General features: G+C 66.1%; 15 protein-coding genes. 7 read left to right on the plus strand and 8 right to left on the minus strand.

Annotated elements, in window-relative coordinates; translation table 11 throughout:
• Positions 1-54 precede the first annotated feature (54 nt).
• On the plus strand, positions 55-1,206 hold the full coding sequence (locus HWN72_RS25810; RefSeq protein ID WP_211151707.1) for an acetyl-CoA acetyltransferase: 1,152 nt from the start codon (positions 55-57) through the stop codon (positions 1,204-1,206).
• A 138-nt stretch (positions 1,207-1,344) separates the two neighbouring features.
• Here the strand turns inward: HWN72_RS25810 and HWN72_RS25815 are convergent, their stop codons facing one another.
• Positions 1,345-2,706 (minus strand): MFS transporter, encoded by a 1,362-nt coding sequence (locus tag HWN72_RS25815; protein ID WP_211151708.1) that lies wholly within the window; start codon positions 2,704-2,706, stop codon positions 1,345-1,347.
• 8 nt (positions 2,707-2,714) lie between these two features.
• On the minus strand, positions 2,715-3,173 hold the full coding sequence (locus HWN72_RS25820; protein WP_256434631.1) for a VOC family protein: 459 nt from the start codon (positions 3,171-3,173) through the stop codon (positions 2,715-2,717).
• 102 nt (positions 3,174-3,275) lie between these two features.
• On the opposite strand from HWN72_RS25820, the gene HWN72_RS25825 reads away from it, so the two are divergent.
• From HWN72_RS25825 to HWN72_RS25850, 6 genes are all read left to right on the plus strand, one after another.
• Positions 3,276-4,046 carry an enoyl-CoA hydratase/isomerase family protein gene (locus tag HWN72_RS25825; RefSeq protein WP_211151710.1) on the plus strand — a complete coding sequence of 257 codons (771 nt, stop codon included), beginning with the start codon at positions 3,276-3,278 and terminating at the stop codon, positions 4,044-4,046.
• A gap of 170 nt (positions 4,047-4,216) precedes the next feature.
• On the plus strand, positions 4,217-5,443 hold the full coding sequence (locus HWN72_RS25830) for an aromatic ring-hydroxylating dioxygenase subunit alpha (protein WP_036526571.1): 1,227 nt from the start codon (positions 4,217-4,219) through the stop codon (positions 5,441-5,443).
• 52 nt (positions 5,444-5,495) lie between these two features.
• Positions 5,496-6,317, plus strand: coding sequence for an SDR family oxidoreductase (locus HWN72_RS25835; protein ID WP_211151711.1), 822 nt, complete (start codon positions 5,496-5,498; stop codon positions 6,315-6,317).
• Complete coding sequence (locus tag HWN72_RS25840; protein WP_211151712.1) at positions 6,314-6,796, plus strand: VOC family protein; 483 nt, start codon at positions 6,314-6,316, stop codon at positions 6,794-6,796. The genes HWN72_RS25835 and HWN72_RS25840 overlap by 4 nt, the downstream gene beginning before the upstream one ends.
• A gap of 214 nt (positions 6,797-7,010) precedes the next feature.
• Positions 7,011-7,922 (plus strand): acyl-CoA thioesterase II, encoded by a 912-nt coding sequence (locus HWN72_RS25845; protein WP_211151713.1) that lies wholly within the window; start codon positions 7,011-7,013, stop codon positions 7,920-7,922.
• Entirely contained in the window at positions 7,919-8,416 is a 498-nt protein-coding gene (locus HWN72_RS25850; RefSeq protein WP_008830398.1) for a MaoC/PaaZ C-terminal domain-containing protein, read from the plus strand. The genes HWN72_RS25845 and HWN72_RS25850 overlap by 4 nt, the downstream gene beginning before the upstream one ends.
• A gap of 177 nt (positions 8,417-8,593) precedes the next feature.
• On the opposite strand, the gene HWN72_RS25855 is transcribed toward HWN72_RS25850, so the two are convergent.
• The 6 genes from HWN72_RS25855 to HWN72_RS25880 all read right to left on the minus strand — a co-directional run bounded on the left by HWN72_RS25855 (position 8,594) and on the right by HWN72_RS25880 (position 15,489).
• A complete protein-coding gene (locus HWN72_RS25855) occupies positions 8,594-9,757 on the minus strand; it encodes an acyl-CoA dehydrogenase family protein (RefSeq protein WP_211151714.1) in 1,164 nt (387 codons plus the stop codon).
• A 13-nt stretch (positions 9,758-9,770) separates the two neighbouring features.
• The gene (locus HWN72_RS25860; protein WP_211151715.1) at positions 9,771-11,216 is read right to left on the minus strand and encodes a 2-oxo acid dehydrogenase subunit E2; all 1,446 of its coding nucleotides are present in this window, start codon (positions 11,214-11,216) and stop codon (positions 9,771-9,773) included.
• A gap of 11 nt (positions 11,217-11,227) precedes the next feature.
• A complete protein-coding gene (locus HWN72_RS25865; RefSeq protein ID WP_211151716.1) occupies positions 11,228-12,238 on the minus strand; it encodes an alpha-ketoacid dehydrogenase subunit beta in 1,011 nt (336 codons plus the stop codon).
• A 10-nt stretch (positions 12,239-12,248) separates the two neighbouring features.
• Entirely contained in the window at positions 12,249-13,223 is a 975-nt protein-coding gene (locus HWN72_RS25870; RefSeq protein ID WP_211151717.1) for a thiamine pyrophosphate-dependent dehydrogenase E1 component subunit alpha, read from the minus strand.
• A gap of 140 nt (positions 13,224-13,363) precedes the next feature.
• Positions 13,364-14,728, minus strand: a complete 1,365-nt coding sequence (locus tag HWN72_RS25875) for an SRPBCC family protein (protein WP_248006343.1) — start codon at positions 14,726-14,728, stop codon at positions 13,364-13,366.
• Positions 14,728-15,489: an SDR family NAD(P)-dependent oxidoreductase gene (locus tag HWN72_RS25880; RefSeq protein ID WP_008830392.1), complete on the minus strand. Its 762-nt coding sequence runs from the start codon at positions 15,487-15,489 to the stop codon at positions 14,728-14,730. The genes HWN72_RS25875 and HWN72_RS25880 overlap by 1 nt, the downstream gene beginning before the upstream one ends.
• Positions 15,490-15,672: the final 183 nt, after the last annotated feature.

Consider the following 15,672-nt stretch of genomic DNA (forward strand, 5'->3'; position numbering starts at 1 on the left):
GCCTAGCCGGACGGGGTGGGCACAGCGCCACTCCCCAAACCTCAAGGCATACGCATGACCGACACCTTCCCTCGCGCCCGCACCGCCATCGCCGGCCTCGCCACCTTCGGCATCGGCGAGACGCCTGGATACAGTTCGATGGAACTGACCGCGCAGGCCGCCCTCCTCGCCGTCGCCGATGCCGGGCTGACGCTGGCTGACGTCGATGCCCTGTTCATCTGCCAGCCCGATGACTTCTTCGCAGGGCTCTCCTTCGCCGAATACCTCGGCCTGCAGCCGCGCTATACCGACAACAACCGTACCGGCGGCTCGGCCTTCATGAGCCACATGGCAGTGGCGGCGATGATGCTGGAGGCGGGCTACATCGACTGCGCGCTGATCGCCTACGGCTCCAACCAGCGCAGCAACGGCGGCAAGCTGGCGACGAAAATAACCAATAATCAGTGGGATGCGCCTTACGCGCCCATATTCCCGCTGACCGGCTATGCGCTGGCGGCAGCGCGTCACATGCACGAATACGGCACCACCCGCGAAGACCTCGCCGCCGTGGCGCTGGCCGCAAGGGCCTGGGCGCAGACCAACCCCGAGGCTTTCGCCAAAGGCCCGCTGTCGCTGGAGGAGTGCCTTGCCGCCCGCATGATCAGCACCCCGATCTCGGTGCGCGACTGCTGCCTCGTCACCGACGGCGCCGCGGCGATCGTGATGACCCGCACGTCCCGCGCCCGCGATCTTGCGAAACCGGCCGTGCCGCTGCTGGGCGCGGCTGCTGCGACGTGGTGGAACTCGATCGCGCAGGCCAAGGACGTGACCGTCACCGCCGCCAGGGAGTCCGGCGCGCGGGCGATGGCGATGGCGGGAGTCTCTCCCTCCGACATCCGCACCGCGCAGCTCTACGACGCGTTCACGATCAACACGATCCTGTTCCTCGAGGACCTCGGTTTCTGCCCCAAGGGCGAAGGCGGCCGCTTCGTCAGCAGCGGCGCCATCGCACCGGGCGGCAGCCTGCCGGTGAACACCAACGGCGGCGGCCTCTCGTGCTGCCACCCGGGGATGTACGGCCTCTTCGCAGTGATCGAGGCCGCGCGCCAGATCCGGGGCGAGGCGGCGAACCAGCTTTCCGGCGTGGACGTGGCGCTGGCGCACGGCAACGGCGGCACCCTGTCGAGTCAGGCGACGGTGGTGCTGGGAAGCCTGGCTACCTTGTAAGTCGGAATGCGTCGTCGTCCCGGACTTGATCCGGGACCGCTGGCCGTGAACAGCCCACCTCGCGTCAGGACGTCTCACGGCCAGCATTCGCCTCAAGAATTGCCAGCGGTCCCGGATCAAGTCCGGGAGGACGCGTCTTCACTGCAGCGCCAGCACCCGCCGATAGCCCTTGAGCGCGCGGCCCACGAAGAACGCCGAAACCCCCGCCGCCGCCGCGCACGTCACCGAGAGCGAAAGCCCGACGCTGCGCTCGTCGGCGAAAACATGGTCGGTCAGCAGCGCCACGATCGTCGGCGCGGCGCCGAGCCCCATGACACTCGCCACGAAGACGTAGACCGACGAGGAAATCCCCCGCATCCGGTTCGGCGTCGCCATCTGCAGGCCCGAAGACGCCAGCGCCTGCGGGAGCGAATAGGTGAAGCTCGCAAGCGTCGCCACCACCATCGCGAATTCGTAACTGGGCGCGAATGCCAGCGCCAGCGAGATCGGGATCAGCGCCAGCGCGGCGAAGAACGGCACCCGCATCAGCGCGTCGATCCGCCCGCGCCGCTGCAACCAGCCCGCGATTACCGGCCCCGCCAGCACGCCGATCGAGCCGGTGACGAGCACCGCCACGCCGTACTGCACGCCCACCGTGGCCGCGCTCGCCCCGAAACGGCGCATCAGCATCGCCGGCATCCACGCCGGGAAGGCGTAGAGCACGATCACCAGCGAGGCCATGCCCGCATAGAAGTTGCCGTAGAAATCGCGGCGCTCCGCGAACGTGCGCCAGACTTGCGCGAACGGCATGCGCTGGCCGCTGTCCTGCGCCGCCAGCTTGCGGGCAGGCTCGCGGATGCGCAGCATGAGCAACAGGATCGCGAAGCCCGGCAGTCCGGCGACGAGGAACACCACCTGCCACGGCTGCAGCGCGCCCAGATAGGGCACCGCGCCGAGGTCCCAGCCCTGCGCCGCCTCCAGCAGAAGCCCGCCGAATATCAGGGCGAGGCCGCCGCCGATATACGGCCCCATCAGGAAGATGCTGAAGGCACGCGGGATCATGCGCGTCGGGAAGCTGTCGGCGATGATCGACCATGCGGCGGGCGTCAGGCTGGCCTCCGCACCGCCCACGGCGGCGCGAGCGAAGAACAGCTGCCAGTATCCGCGCGCGAGGCCGCACAGGCCGGTGCCCAGGCTCCACAGGCCGATGCCGCCGATGAGGAGGCGGCGCCTGCTGCCGGTATCCGCCAGTCTCCCGAACAGCGGGCTGAACAGGATATACGCGGTCGTGAACGCCAGCCCCTGCAACAGGCTGAGCCGCGTGTCGGACAGCCCGAAGTCCGCCTTCAAGGGCGCCACCAGCAGGTTGAGCACCTGTCGATCGATAAAGCTGACGGTATAGGCCAGCGTGAGCACGAAGATCAGATACCACGCCGCGGCGCCGGGCGCCGGTTCGGTATCGACCGGGAGCGGTGCTGCCTGCTCCCCGGGTTCGGCCATGGCGATCGCTGCGCCGCTCATGCCCCCGCTCATGACCCTATCCATTCTTCGATCATCGGCCGGATCGGCTCGCCCACGAGTTCCAGCACCGGGCCGTCGCCGCGCGCCATATAGGCCATCTGGCCGTAGCGATGCTTGGGGGACGCGCCTGCCGCGATGAGGCGCCAGCCCTCCGCCAGCAGCGCTTCCACCTCCGCGCCGACATCGTCCACCCAGGCCCCGACATGCGCGGGCGAAACCGCGCGCAAGGCCTCGTAGGCGCCACCGGACACCATCTGGATCAGTTCGATATGGATCGGCCCCTGCCGCGAATAAGTGACGGTAAGATGCGCCTCGGACCAGCCCGCATCAGGCAACCAGACCCGCAAAGGATCGAACTTGCGGACAGGACACCAATTTACTCCAAGCCCACGCCCCAATTCGTCCATGGATCTATAGATATCTTCTACTATAAATCCATGATGATGCAGTTTTTCGAAAGATTTCAATTTATCCTCATCCCATATTATCGATCAGCTTATATGCTGCCGTGATTCGAAAAGCGGATAACACCACCTGAAATTGGCGTATGACTTTGGGAGAATAACGCAATGACCGGACTGATCGTGGAACACCGCGGCGCCGTATGCCTGCTGACGATCGACCGCGAGGACGCGCGAAACGCGCTCGACGCGGCAACCTCGCGGGCGATGGACGAGGCGATCTCGGCGGCCGAGGCGGACCCGGCAGTCGGCGCGATCATCGTCACCGGCACCGGCAACCGCGCCTTCTGCGCTGGCATGGACCTCAAGGAAGCTGAGCGCATCGGCGCCGGTCACGGGTTGATCCCCGGCCGCGGCTTCGGCGGCATCACCGAGCGCCGCCGCACCAAGCCGCTGATCGCCGCGATCAACGGCACCGCTGTCGCGGGCGGGTTCGAGATCATGATGGCCTGCGACATGGTCTTCGCCGCCGACCACGCGCTGATGGGCGTGAGCGAAGTGAAACGCGGCCTCTTCGCCTTCGCGGGCGGCATCCAGCGCCTTGCCGCGCAAGTCCCCCGCGCCACGGCGCTGGCGATGATCATGACCGGCGAACTGCTCCCCGCCCGCCGCCTCTACGACCTTGGCGTCGTCACCGAAGTCGTGCCCGGTGACCGCCTGCTGGACCGCGCGCTTGAGGTTACGCAGGCGATGCTGGCGAACAGCTGGCAGGCGATCGGCAACGGGCGCGAACTCTACGAGCTTTCCACCGGCATGGACACCGCACAGGCGCTCGCGGTGGGCAATGCCTGGGGCAAGGCCACGCTCGCCAGCGCCGACAGCCGCGAAGGCATCGCCGCCTATGCACAGAAGCGCGATGCGCAGTTCGGCCAGCGCTGACGCGTCCGCTCGTCGAGATGATGAAAATACAATCACTGTTGACTGTTTTATCGTGCAGGAGGTAGGATCGCAAGCATCACATCGGCAGAATCAAACATTCATGTCTGTTTTTTGATTCTGCTGCGGCCCACTCCGCCCAACCGGAGTGCAAGGCAAGGGAGAGAAGGCCGATGCTCGATCTGGTCGCAGATCAAAGCCCCGAGAACGATTTCGCGCGGATGGACTACGAGCGGGATCGCAAGGGGCCGCCCGAAGGCTTTCCCAAGCTGCCCGATATTCCCGGCAGCCGCTATACCGACCCCGAATTCCTGCAACTCGAAAAGGAGATGATGTGGGACAAGGCGTGGCTCTATGCGGGCCACACCGATCAGGTCCCCAATCCGGGCTCCTGGTTCCTGACCCGCAATTCGGGCGTGCCGATCATCGTCGCGCGCAACCTGCAGGGCGAGGTCAAGGCGTTCTACAACACCTGCCAGCATCGCGGCGCCCCCCTCGTCACCGAAGAATCGGGCGAAGGGCGCGGCTTCGTCTGCGGCTATCACGGCTGGAGCTATACCCTCGACGGCAAGCTGACGGCGGTGCGCGACAAGCGCGACTTCGTCGATTTCGACATGTCGTGCCGCTCGCTGGTACAGGTGCGCTGCGAACTGCTGGGCTCGCTGATCTTCATCAACCGCGATCCCGATGCGCAGCCGCTGATGGAACACATCGGCCCGATGGCGGAGCAGCTGGAGCAGTTCGAGCTTGAGAAGCTGCGCCTCGTCGACAGCCGCAGCTACGAGGTGGACTGCAACGTCAAGGTCCTGCTCGACGCCTTCCTCGAGGTCTACCACATCAAGTCGATCCACGTGAACACGGTGGACCGCTTCCTCGATCACCGCGCGATGATCATCACGCTCTGGCCGAACGGCCACAGCCGCATGGCGACGCCGAACCGGCGCCCCGACTGGGTCGATCCCGGCACCGTGGGCATGCCGGAAATCGCATCGATCACCGAGTTCCCGGCCAAGAACAACGTCAGCTACCAGATCTACCCCAACTTCATCATGCCCCCTGCCCCCACCGGCATCCCGATTCTGCAGTTCTGGCCGATCGGCACGAAGCGCACGCGCGTGGTGTCCAGCTGGCTGGCACCGGACCACGATCCCGAGAACCCGCACCCGCTCTGGCCCACGCGTCTGAGCAACTGGGAGCGTATTCTCTACGAGGACCTGCAATACGCGCCGCAAATCCAGGAATCGCTGGAAAGCCCGGGCTTCAGGGCGATGCCGCTCAACTATCAGGAGCGCCGCATCTACCACTGGCACGAGGAACTCGACCGCCGCATCGGCCTCAACCGGGTGCCGGAGCACACGCGCGTCGAGCAGGTGCTGGGCGACTGGGTACAGCGGGACTGACTTTGCCCCGCTCCCACGCGGGACGAGAAAACAGGATAACGGGAGAACACGCATGGCCGATCTGGCAGGAAAGGTCGCCGTCGTCGTCGGCGCGGCCAACCGGGACAACATGGCGCAAGTGATCGCGCGCCGCCTTGCCGCCGATGGCGCGACGGTGATCGTCGCCGGGCGCAAGGCGGAGGAACTGGAACGCCTCGCCGCCGAGATCGGCGGGCTGGCGGTGACCGGCTGCGATCTCACCAGCGAGGAAGATCTCGCCCGCCTCGGCGACGCCGCGAAGGCGACCTATGGCGGCATCGACATCGCCGTGAACGCCACCGGCTGGGGTCTGCTCAAACCCTTCCTCGACACCACCAAGGCCGAGATCGAGAAGATGACCGCGCTGCAGTTCACCGGCGCGATCCTGTTCTATCAGGCGATGCTGCGGGTGATGCGCGACGGGGGCTCGCTGATCCAGATCAGTTCCGCCACCGCCTCGATCATGCTGGAGGACCATGCCGCCTACATGGGCACCAAGGCGGGCGCCGACCACGTGATCCGCTGCGTGGCCAACGAATTCGGCCATCGCGGCATCCGCGCCAACTCGGTCGCGCCCGGCTTCACGGCCACGCCGATGACCGAGAAAGCGGCGAAGAATACGGCGATCACCGATACCTTCGCCAGGGAATATCCCCTGGGCCGCGTCGGCACCAGCGAGGACATCGCCGAAGCCGTCTCGTGGCTGGCGGGCGACGCCTGCTTCATGAGCGGGCAGGTGCTGCAGGTGAACGGCGGCCTGACCCTGCGCCGCAATCCCACCAACGCCGAGATCGTCTCGGCCGTGAAAGCCGCCAGATCCGCAGTGGGTCAGTCCGCCGTGGATCAGGCGGCATGATCCGGGGCGTCCACCACCTCGCCATCTCGACGCCGGACCTCGAACGGTTCGTCGATCACTACCAGCGCTGGTTCGGCTTCGAGCGCGCCGGCAAGGAGGGCGGCTGGCAGCCCGGCAACGCCCGGATCGACACGATGGTCGGCCTCACGGACAGCAGCGCACGCTATGAGATGATCCGGCTGGGCAACCTGCATATCGAAGTCTTCGAATATGCCAGCAACGATCCGCAGGTGGTCCATCCGCGCATGTGCGACCGGGGCATCACCCATATCTGCCTCTATTGCGACGACGTCTTCGCCGAATACGAGCGGCTCACCGCGCTGGGCATGGAGTTCAACTGCGAGCCCGGCGGCTCGGCGGCGACCCGTGCCACTTACGGCAAGGACTGCGACGGCAACGTGGTGGAACTGCTGCAGATCGTCGATCCGGACTGCGGGTTCGGGTTCGAAAAGCTGGCGGTAACTGAGGCTGCGGCGTGATCGCCACGTCGTCCCGGACTTGATCCGGGACCGCTGGCGGTCTTTAGATCAGTGCTGGCAGAGGGGGCTTCGACAAGCTCAGCTGAGACCCTTCGACAAGCTCAGGGTGAGCGGAGGTCGTGTAATAACCTATAATTCCGCTCAGGCTGAGCCTGTCGAAGCCCCCGCGTCACACGCCCACGGTCCCCGAACAAGTCCGGGATGACGAAATTGGATGCACTGCTTGCCCGATACCAATCCCTACATCGACGACCCGGAACGCGAACGCCGCCTCGCCTATGCCTTCGAGGAAATCGCCCCCGACCACTACCGCGTCGCGCCGGTCCCGAGCGATCTCCTGCGCCTCTACGGCGGCATGGCGCTGTCGCAATGCCTTGCCGCCGCGCGACTGACGGTGCCGCAGGACAAGGTCGCGCACAGCCTCCACGCCTATTTTCTCCAGCCCGGCCTGATCGACCGCGCAGTGGAGTTCAGCGTCACGCGCGAGAGCGACGGACGCACATTCTCCAACCGCACCGTACGCATGACGCAGGACGGCGCGCCGATCCTCAACCTGATGGCCTCCTTCAAGGCGCCCGAGCCTTCCGGCCGCCACGGCTTCCCGATGCCCGACGTGCCAGAGCCCGAAGGCCTGACCAGCCTCGCTGAACTGGTGGAGCAATACGGCGATCGCCTGCCCGAACGCCACCGTCCCTTCTGGCGTCGCCGCCAGCAGATCGACTGGCGCCCGATCGGCATGTTCCCGTTCGACGAGCGCGACGTTCGCCCGGCGACGCGCAGCTTCTGGTTCCGCCTGAACGACACGATCGACGCCCCCCTCGACGTCCACCAGCGCCTGCTCGCCTATGCCTCGGACCTGCACATCTTCCACACGGCGCTGGGGCCGCTGGGCATCGGCTGGGCCAACGACTTCCTGCAGAGCAGCAGCCTCGACCACGCGATCTGGTTTCATGATGACTTCCGCGTGGACGAATGGATGCTCTACGCGATGGACAGCCCCGCCGCGACCGACGCGCTGGCGCTCGGCCGGGGCAACATCTTCCGCCGCGACGGCACCCTCGTCGCCACCGTCAGCCAGCAGGGCCTCGCGCGGATGCTGGACCAGAAACGCGAAGGAAAGCTGTGACCGAGCTGTTCACTCCCGCAAAACCGCACCGCACCTTCGAGGATCTGGAACTCGGCGAGTTCCGCCGCTCCTCCTCGCGCACGGTGACGCAGGAAGAAATGCTGGAGTTCGCACGCAAGTACGATCCGCAATGGTTCCACACCGACCCGGAAAGCGCCGCGCAGTCGGTCTTCGGCGAAGTGGTGGCGAGCGGCATCCACGTCCTCGCGCTGTGGCGGCAGATGGACCACGAGATAAACTGGGACATCGACTGGGTCTGCGGCGTGGGCTGGGACGAACTGCGCTTGAAACGCGCGATCCGGGCCGGGGACACGATCCACGTCACCAGCGAGATCGTCAGCCTCGAACCCTCGAAGACCCGCACCGATCGCGGCACGGCGATGACGCGCTATGCCGTTGTGCTGGAAGACGGGACCGAGGCGGTGACGTTCACGAGCATCAACCTGGTCTACACGCGCGGCGCGCGGGAGCGGATGGCCGGCACCGCGCGCTAGAAGCGCGGGTGCCGGGCCACCCCCTCATGGCTCTGGCGAACCGTCATCCCAGCGAAGGCTGGGACCGCTGGCCGTCTTTTGCCCATCCATCGACAGGGCGCTTTTCCGACAGGTGAGTTATTCCTTGCCAGCGGTCCCAGCCTTCGCTGGGATGACGCCTATTTTAATTCATATGCCTCACCGCCGCTGATCGAACCGCCGCCCGAGCATGGCCCCGGCGATATTGACCTTCTGGATATCGATCGCCCCGCCCGCGATGCCCCAACCCCACGAGTCCCGCAGGCGACGCTCCATCGGGAACTCCTTGGAATAGCCGTAAGCCCCCATCAGCTGCATCGCATCGCCCGTCACCTCGCGCGCGATGGTGTTGGCGAAGCACTTGCCGGTGGAGCTGTGCAGCACCGAAGGCAGGCCATCCTCGGCCAGCGAGGCGGCGCGCCAGATCAGCAGGCGGGCGGCCTCGATCTTCATTTGCATCTCGGCCAGCTTGATCTGCACCGCCTGGAATTCGGCGATCGCCTTGCCGAACTGCTTGCGCTCCTGAACGTAGACGCTGACGTCCTCCAGCGCGCCCGAAGCCTGCGCCAGCGACATCGTGGCATTGCCGCAGCGTTCGAGGTCGAAGGCTTCCATCAGCTTCTTAAAGCCGCCGCCGGCCTGCACGATGATATTGTCGAGCGGCACTTCGCAATCGTCAAAGTTGATGTCGGACGACGGCACGCCGCGAAAGCCCATCAGCTCCTCGTTGGGGCCGAACGAGATGCCCGGCGCATCCTTTTCCACCAGCACCGCGCCGATGCCCTTGGCGCCCGGATCGTCGGACAGGCGGCAGTAGACGACATAGGCGTCGGAATGCCCGCCGCCCGAGCACCAGCGCTTGGTGCCGTTGATGATGAGCTTGTCGCCCTTGACCACGCCCCTGGTCTTGAGGTCGGTCAGCGCGCTGCCCGCGTCCGGTTCGGACATGGAGACCGCCACCACCATGTCGCCCGAGCAGACGGCGGGAACCACGCGCTTCTTCAGCGTGTCGGACGCAAAGTGCTCGATCGCGCGCACCGGTCCGACCGAGCTTTCGAAGATCGGGAAGCCGACCGCGGAAGAGATCTTGCCGAACTCCTCCAGCACGATCAGCGCCTCGATGTTGCCGAGACCCAGGCCGCCGAGTTCGCTCGACACGTTGATGCCGAGGAAGCCCATCTCGGCATAGCGCTTGACCAGCGCGCGGCTCGGCGGCTTGTTGTCGCGCTCCAGCTCGGCAGCGATGGCGGGCAGTTCAGCGCGGGCGAAGGTGCGGGCGGCTTCCTGCAGCTGGAGCTGGTCTTCGGTCAGCTTGAAGTTCATCGTTTCTTTTCCGTCAGAGCAAATGGGGCTGTTCGATGAGGTTCGCGAGCGCGGCCATGAAGCGGCCACCGTCGGCCCCGTCGATCGCGCGGTGGTCGCACGAGAGCGAAAGGTGGAGCACCGGCACGATGCGGATCGCGCCGTCGTCGTCGATGGGCTCGGGCCGGGCGGTGCCGACCGCCAGGATCGCGCCCTGCGGCGGGTTGATGATGGCGTCGAACTGTTCGACCCCGAACCCGCCGAGGTTGGAGAGCGAGAAGCTGCCGCCGATAAATTCCTCCGGCTTGAGCTTGCCGCTGCGGGCGCGCTGGGCGAGGCCCTTCATCACACTCCCGATCTCGGCCACGGAGAGATCGTCGGCGCCGAAGACGATCGGGGTGACGAGGCCCTTCTCGGTCGCCACCGCCACCGCAACATCGGCCGAACCGAAGCGGTGGATGTCGTTGCCGTGAACCTGCACGTTGACGGCGGGCACTTCCATCAGCGCCAGAGCGCAGGCCTTGACGATGAAGTCGTTGACGCTGGGCTTGTCCGACCCCAGCGAAGTGCGCAGCGCCAGAAGACGGTCCGCACGGACGCGGCGACGTACGTAGAAGTGCGGGATCTGCTGCTTGGCCTCAGTGAGCCTGCGCGCGATGGTCCGGCGCATCGAGGACATCGGCATGACATCGACATTGCCCGATGCCGGACGCGGTGCGGACGCTGCCGCGACGGGGGCCGGGGCCGCGCTGGCGGGCGCCGGAGGGCGCGCGGGTGTCGGGGCGGCCTGCTGGACGATCGCCAGCACGTCGTCACGCCGCACTTTGCCGCGCGCGCCGGAGCCCTTGATCGTGGCGAGGTCCAACCCGTGCAGCGCGCCGAGACGGCGGGCGACAGGAGTGGAGAGCACCGGGCTGTCCGGCGTCGCCGCGAAGACGCCGACAAGCTGCGGCTGCGCCTCGGGCCGCGCAGCTTGATGCACGTCCTGCGCGAAGATGCGACCACCCCGGCCCGTGCCGGTGACGGTGGCCAAATCGACGCCAAGGCGCTGCGCCTCCGCCAGCGCAGCGGGGCTGATAGCAAGGCCCTCAGGCACCGGCGGCGCGGCGGGCGTAGCGGGCCTTTCCGGTTCCACGGCAGGTGCAGCAGGCGTATCGTCACCGTCAGGCCCGAAGCCACTTTCGGACGGCGTGAACGCCGCGATCACCGCGTCGATCTCCGCCGCGCTGGCTTCGCCGCCGTCGCTCAGCACCGCCAGCAGCGCGCCGACCGGGTAGGTCTGCCCGGCTTCGGCAAGGATGCGCACGAAGCGGCCGTCCTTTTCCGCCTCGATCTCGTTGGTGATCTTGTCGGTCTCGACCAGCGTGAGCACGGTGCCGCGTTCGAACGGGGCGTTTTCAGCCACCATCCAGTCGGCGATCGTTCCTTCGGCCATTTCGATGCCCCACTTGGGCATCGTGAAGGGCGTGAGCTTTGCCATGTGCCCTCCCCTCAGCGGAAGGCGAGGACGCGGCGCACGGCATCCTCGATCTTCTGCGGCGAGGGCACCCAGGCGCGCTCCAGATTGCGGGCGAAGGGGATCGGGCTGTGCGGCGCCGTCACCATCGCGGGCGGGGCCTTGAGGCTGGTGAAGGCGCGCTCGGTCACCATCGCGGCGATGTCGGCGGCAAGGCTGCAGCGCGGCGGGCTTTCGTCCACCACGACGAGGCGGCCGGTCTGCTCCACCGATTCCAGGATCGCGTCCTCGTCCAGCGGGCTGGTGGTGCGCAGATCGAGCAGGTCCATACCGATGCCGTCCGCCGCCAGCTTGTCGCCGGCTTTTTCCGAGAAGTTCACCATGCGCCCGCAGGCGACCACGGTGACGTCGCCACCCTCGCGCACCACGCGCGCTTCGCCGAAGCGCTGGCGGTGGTCGCCCTCGGGCACTTCGCCCTTCACGCCGTAAAGCGTCTTGTGTTCGAAGAACATCACCGGATCGTCGCCGCGCAATGCCTCGGTCAGCAGGCCCTTGGCGTCGGCCGGGGTGGTGGGCAGCACCACCTTGAGGCCGGGCATCGCCGTCAGCATCGCATAGACCGACTGGCTGTGCTGCGCCGCCGTCTGCATCCCGGCGCCATAGACCAGCCGCACCACGGCGGGGCACTTGGTCTTGCCGCCGAACATGTAGCGGAACTTGGCCATCTGGTTCCAGATCTGGTCGAGGCTGACGCCCACGAAGTCCGCGAACATCAGTTCAGCCACCGGCCGCTTGCCCGAAAGCGCCGCGCCCGCCGCCGCGCCGATGATGGCGCTTTCGCTGATGGGCGTGTCGATCACGCGCTCGGGACCGAACTTCTTCCAGAGCCCCGGACTGGTGCCCCAGATGCCGCCGATCGCCTCGGGCCCTCCGGCGGTGCCGTTGCCGCCCACCACGTCCTCGCCCAGCAGGATGATGTCGGAATCGCGTTCCATTTCCGCGTGCAGCGTCGAGACGATCGCCTCGCGGATGTTCATGATGGCCATCTGCGGTTCCTCAGTAGTATTCGACGTAGACGTCGTCGGCGACAGTGGCGGGATCGGGCTGCTCGTCGGCACGCGCCTCGGCCACGGCCTCCTCGATCAGGGCGAGGACTTCGGCGTCGACCGCATCGAGATCCTCATCGGTCAGCAGCGCGGCGCCGGTCACGCGCGCGCGGAAGGCCTTGAGGCAGTCCCGCTCGGCACGGATGCGATCGAGTTCGCCCTTGCCGCGATAGCGCTGCGGATCGCCTTCGAAGTGGCCGTAGTAGCGCTCGGTATCCAGCTCGATCGCGGCGGGGCCATTGCCGGCGCGAACATATTCGAGCAGCTCGGTGAAAGCGGCGTAAGTGTCGAAGAAATCACAGCCGTTGGCGCGCCAGGCCTTCATGCCGAAGCCTTCGGCGCGGCTGGCGATGTCCTTGTTCGTGCCGACCGCATACGCATCGCCGGTGTGCTCGGAATAGTGGTTGTTCTCGAAGACGAAGATCGCCGGCACCTTGGTCACGACGGCGAGGTTCATCGCCTCGAAAGTGGTGCCCTGGTTGCAGGCGCCGTCGCCGGAGAACGTCACGCCCACCCTGCCCTTGCCATCGATGCGCGCGGCGATCGCGGCGCCCACCGCCTGCGGTGCACCGCCGCCGACGATGCCGTTCGCACCGAGCATGCCCACTTCGAGGTCAGCGATGTGCATCGAGCCCGCGCGGCCCTTGCAGAGACCTCCGGCGCGGCCGTAGATCTCCTTCATCATGCCCTTCACGTCGCAGCCCTTGGCGATGCAGTGGCCATGGCCGCGATGGGTGGAGACGATCTTGTCGTCCACGGTCAACTGATCGCAGATGCCCACGGCAACCGCTTCCTGCCCGGCGTAGAGGTGCGTGAAGCCGCCGATCTCGCCGGTCTTGATCTCTTCATGCAGGCGTTCCTCGAATTCGCGGATGGTCTTCATCCGGCGATAGGCGCCCAGCAGTTCGTCGCGGTTCAGTTGCATCGCCCGCTTCTCCCGTTGGTGTTCTTAAATCGTCGTCCCGGACTTGATCCGGGACCGGTGGCTGTCTTTAGGCGCGTCCTGCCGAGGGTTGGGTGACGCTCGGCCAGCGGTCCCGGATCAAGTCCGGGACGACGTCCTTGTCACAAGTCATCCGGCCCCTTCCCGTGCGTGTAGATGTAGTCGTCCAGCACCTTGTGGAAGTGACGGATGCGCAGTTCCTGATCGCCGATGTGCAGGCCGGGGAAGAAGTCCGACTGCATCCCCGTCTGCACCGTCGGCAGGTTGAAGGCATCCTGATCGAGCACCTGACCGATAGTCTTGTCACCGTGCCTGAAGCGCTGGTGGCGGACACGCTCGGGCCACTCCTCGCCCTCGGGGACGAGGCCGAACATCCAGATGTCGTAATACATCTTATTCGGGTCGGAGGCGTGCGGGCGCTGACGGAACAGCATGACGTCGTCCGCGTGGACGTTCACCGACACGTTCGGGAAGATCGTGTAGTGGTAGTCGTCGGTCAGTTGCTCGTCATTGAGTTCGGAATAGTCCTTGCCCTGCGCTGCGCCATGCTCGCGCTTGAACAGTTGCACGTCGCGGCGGATGTCGGAGACACGGCCCTCGTATTCAGCCGGGTCCATCCCCGCATGCACCATGATCTCGTGGATCGCGGGCGGGATCTGGCTCGGCATCGCCACACGCGGGGATATCGCCGCGAAGGGGATCAGGTAGCGGTTGTGCTTGCCGTAGCAGTCGATCTGGACGTTGACGTCGTCGAGATACCACTTGAGCTGCGGGTGGATGCCCTGGACGTGGTAAGTCTCGCTGAAGGCATCGACCGAAGTTTTCCAGTTGCAGTCCCACTCGACGGTGATGTCGCGCATCCACGCCATCCGCTCGGGATGATAGGGTTCGAGGTGGCGCTTCAGCGGATCGATGAAGTCGTCGAACGGCTCGACGTTCGGATCGAGCGAGAACCATACGAAGCTGTTCCACTCGATGCAGGGCAGCGGCGTCAGCTTCATGCCGTCCGGGCCGCCCTGCACGAAGGTGCACAAGTCCGGGATATGCTCGAGCTTGCCGTCAAGGCCGTAAGTCCAGTGGTGATACATGCACTGGAACTTCTCGGCATTGCCGCGCCCCTCGGGACGCAGGCGGTTGCCGCGATGGAGGCACAGGTTCGGGAAGGCGCGGATCGAGCCATCCGCCTGCCGGACGATCAGCACGGATTCCTTGCCGATATCGGTGCAGATGTAGTCGCCCGGTTCCTTAAGATCGTCGGAGCGGCCGCCCAGCAGCCACACCTTGGTCCAGACGCGCTCCCACTCCAGCTTCATGAATTCGGGCGAGTAATAGCGCGCGGCCGGGATTATGTCGGTGCCCAACTCCGGATCGGGCGCACGCTCCGTCGGGGTGCCGTTGCCCACGGACTCGGGATCGACGCGAAACACGTCGACGACGCGCTTGACGTCCATCGACGCCCGGTCCCAGCCCATGACATGCGGCTTCATCAGAAGTGCGTCCTGTTGGTGAAGCCCCCGTCGACGACGAGGTGCGACCCGTTGCACCAGCTGGCCGCGTCGCTGGCGAGGAAGGCGATGGCCTTGGCCACTTCCTCCGGTCGGCCGAGGCGGCCCGAAGGCTGCTGGCGAAGCTGGGAAGCGTAGAACTTCTCCATCGTGCCCTTGATCATGTCCCAGTTGCCGCCCTCGAACTCGATCGGACCAGGGGAGACGACGTTGACGCGGATGCCGTTCTTGCCGTGCCACAGCGCCAGCTGCTTGCCCCAGGTGACGAGGCTGGCCTTCATCGCGTTGTAGGCCTGCGGACCACCCATCGCCTCGCCCACCGAGGTCGAGCCGAGCAGGACGATCGCGCCGCGCTGCTGCTCGGTCATCTTTTCGATCACGCCCTCGACCGCGCGGACGACGCCCATCACATCGGTCTCGAAGGCGTTGTACCAGTACTTCTCGCTGCCCATACCGCCGCCGGCCGAGGTGAACGGCACGAGGATATCGACGCCGTCGAGCGCTTCGATCGCCCAGTCGATCCAGGCCTTGTATTCCTCGGGCTGCTTGGCGTTGACGGCCTTGCCGACGACTTTGGTGCCGTACTTCGAGAGGTTGGCGACGGCGTCCTTGACGCTATCCTCGCTGCGCGCGGTGAGCGCGATGTCGCAGCCCTCGCGCGCCAGGACTTCGGCCACCGAGTAGCCGATGCCGCGCGCCGCGCCGACGAGGATCGCCTTCTTGCCCGCCAGTCCCAGATCCATTCGCTTCTTCCTTGTTCCGTATGGCCGCGGAGTCGGAGTGCGGCCTTGAAGTCTTGAGAGGACTGTAAGCCCCTCGCCCCGGACGATGCAATAAAAAAGACAATCACGACTGCCTTTTTTATTGCGATAGCTATGCCCCTCTCCCCAACGTCATTGCGAGGCGGCGAAGCCGACGAAGCAATC

It is taken from the genome of Novosphingobium sp. HR1a, assembly GCF_015594425.1.
Lineage (GTDB): Bacteria > Pseudomonadota > Alphaproteobacteria > Sphingomonadales > Sphingomonadaceae > Novosphingobium > Novosphingobium resinovorum_A.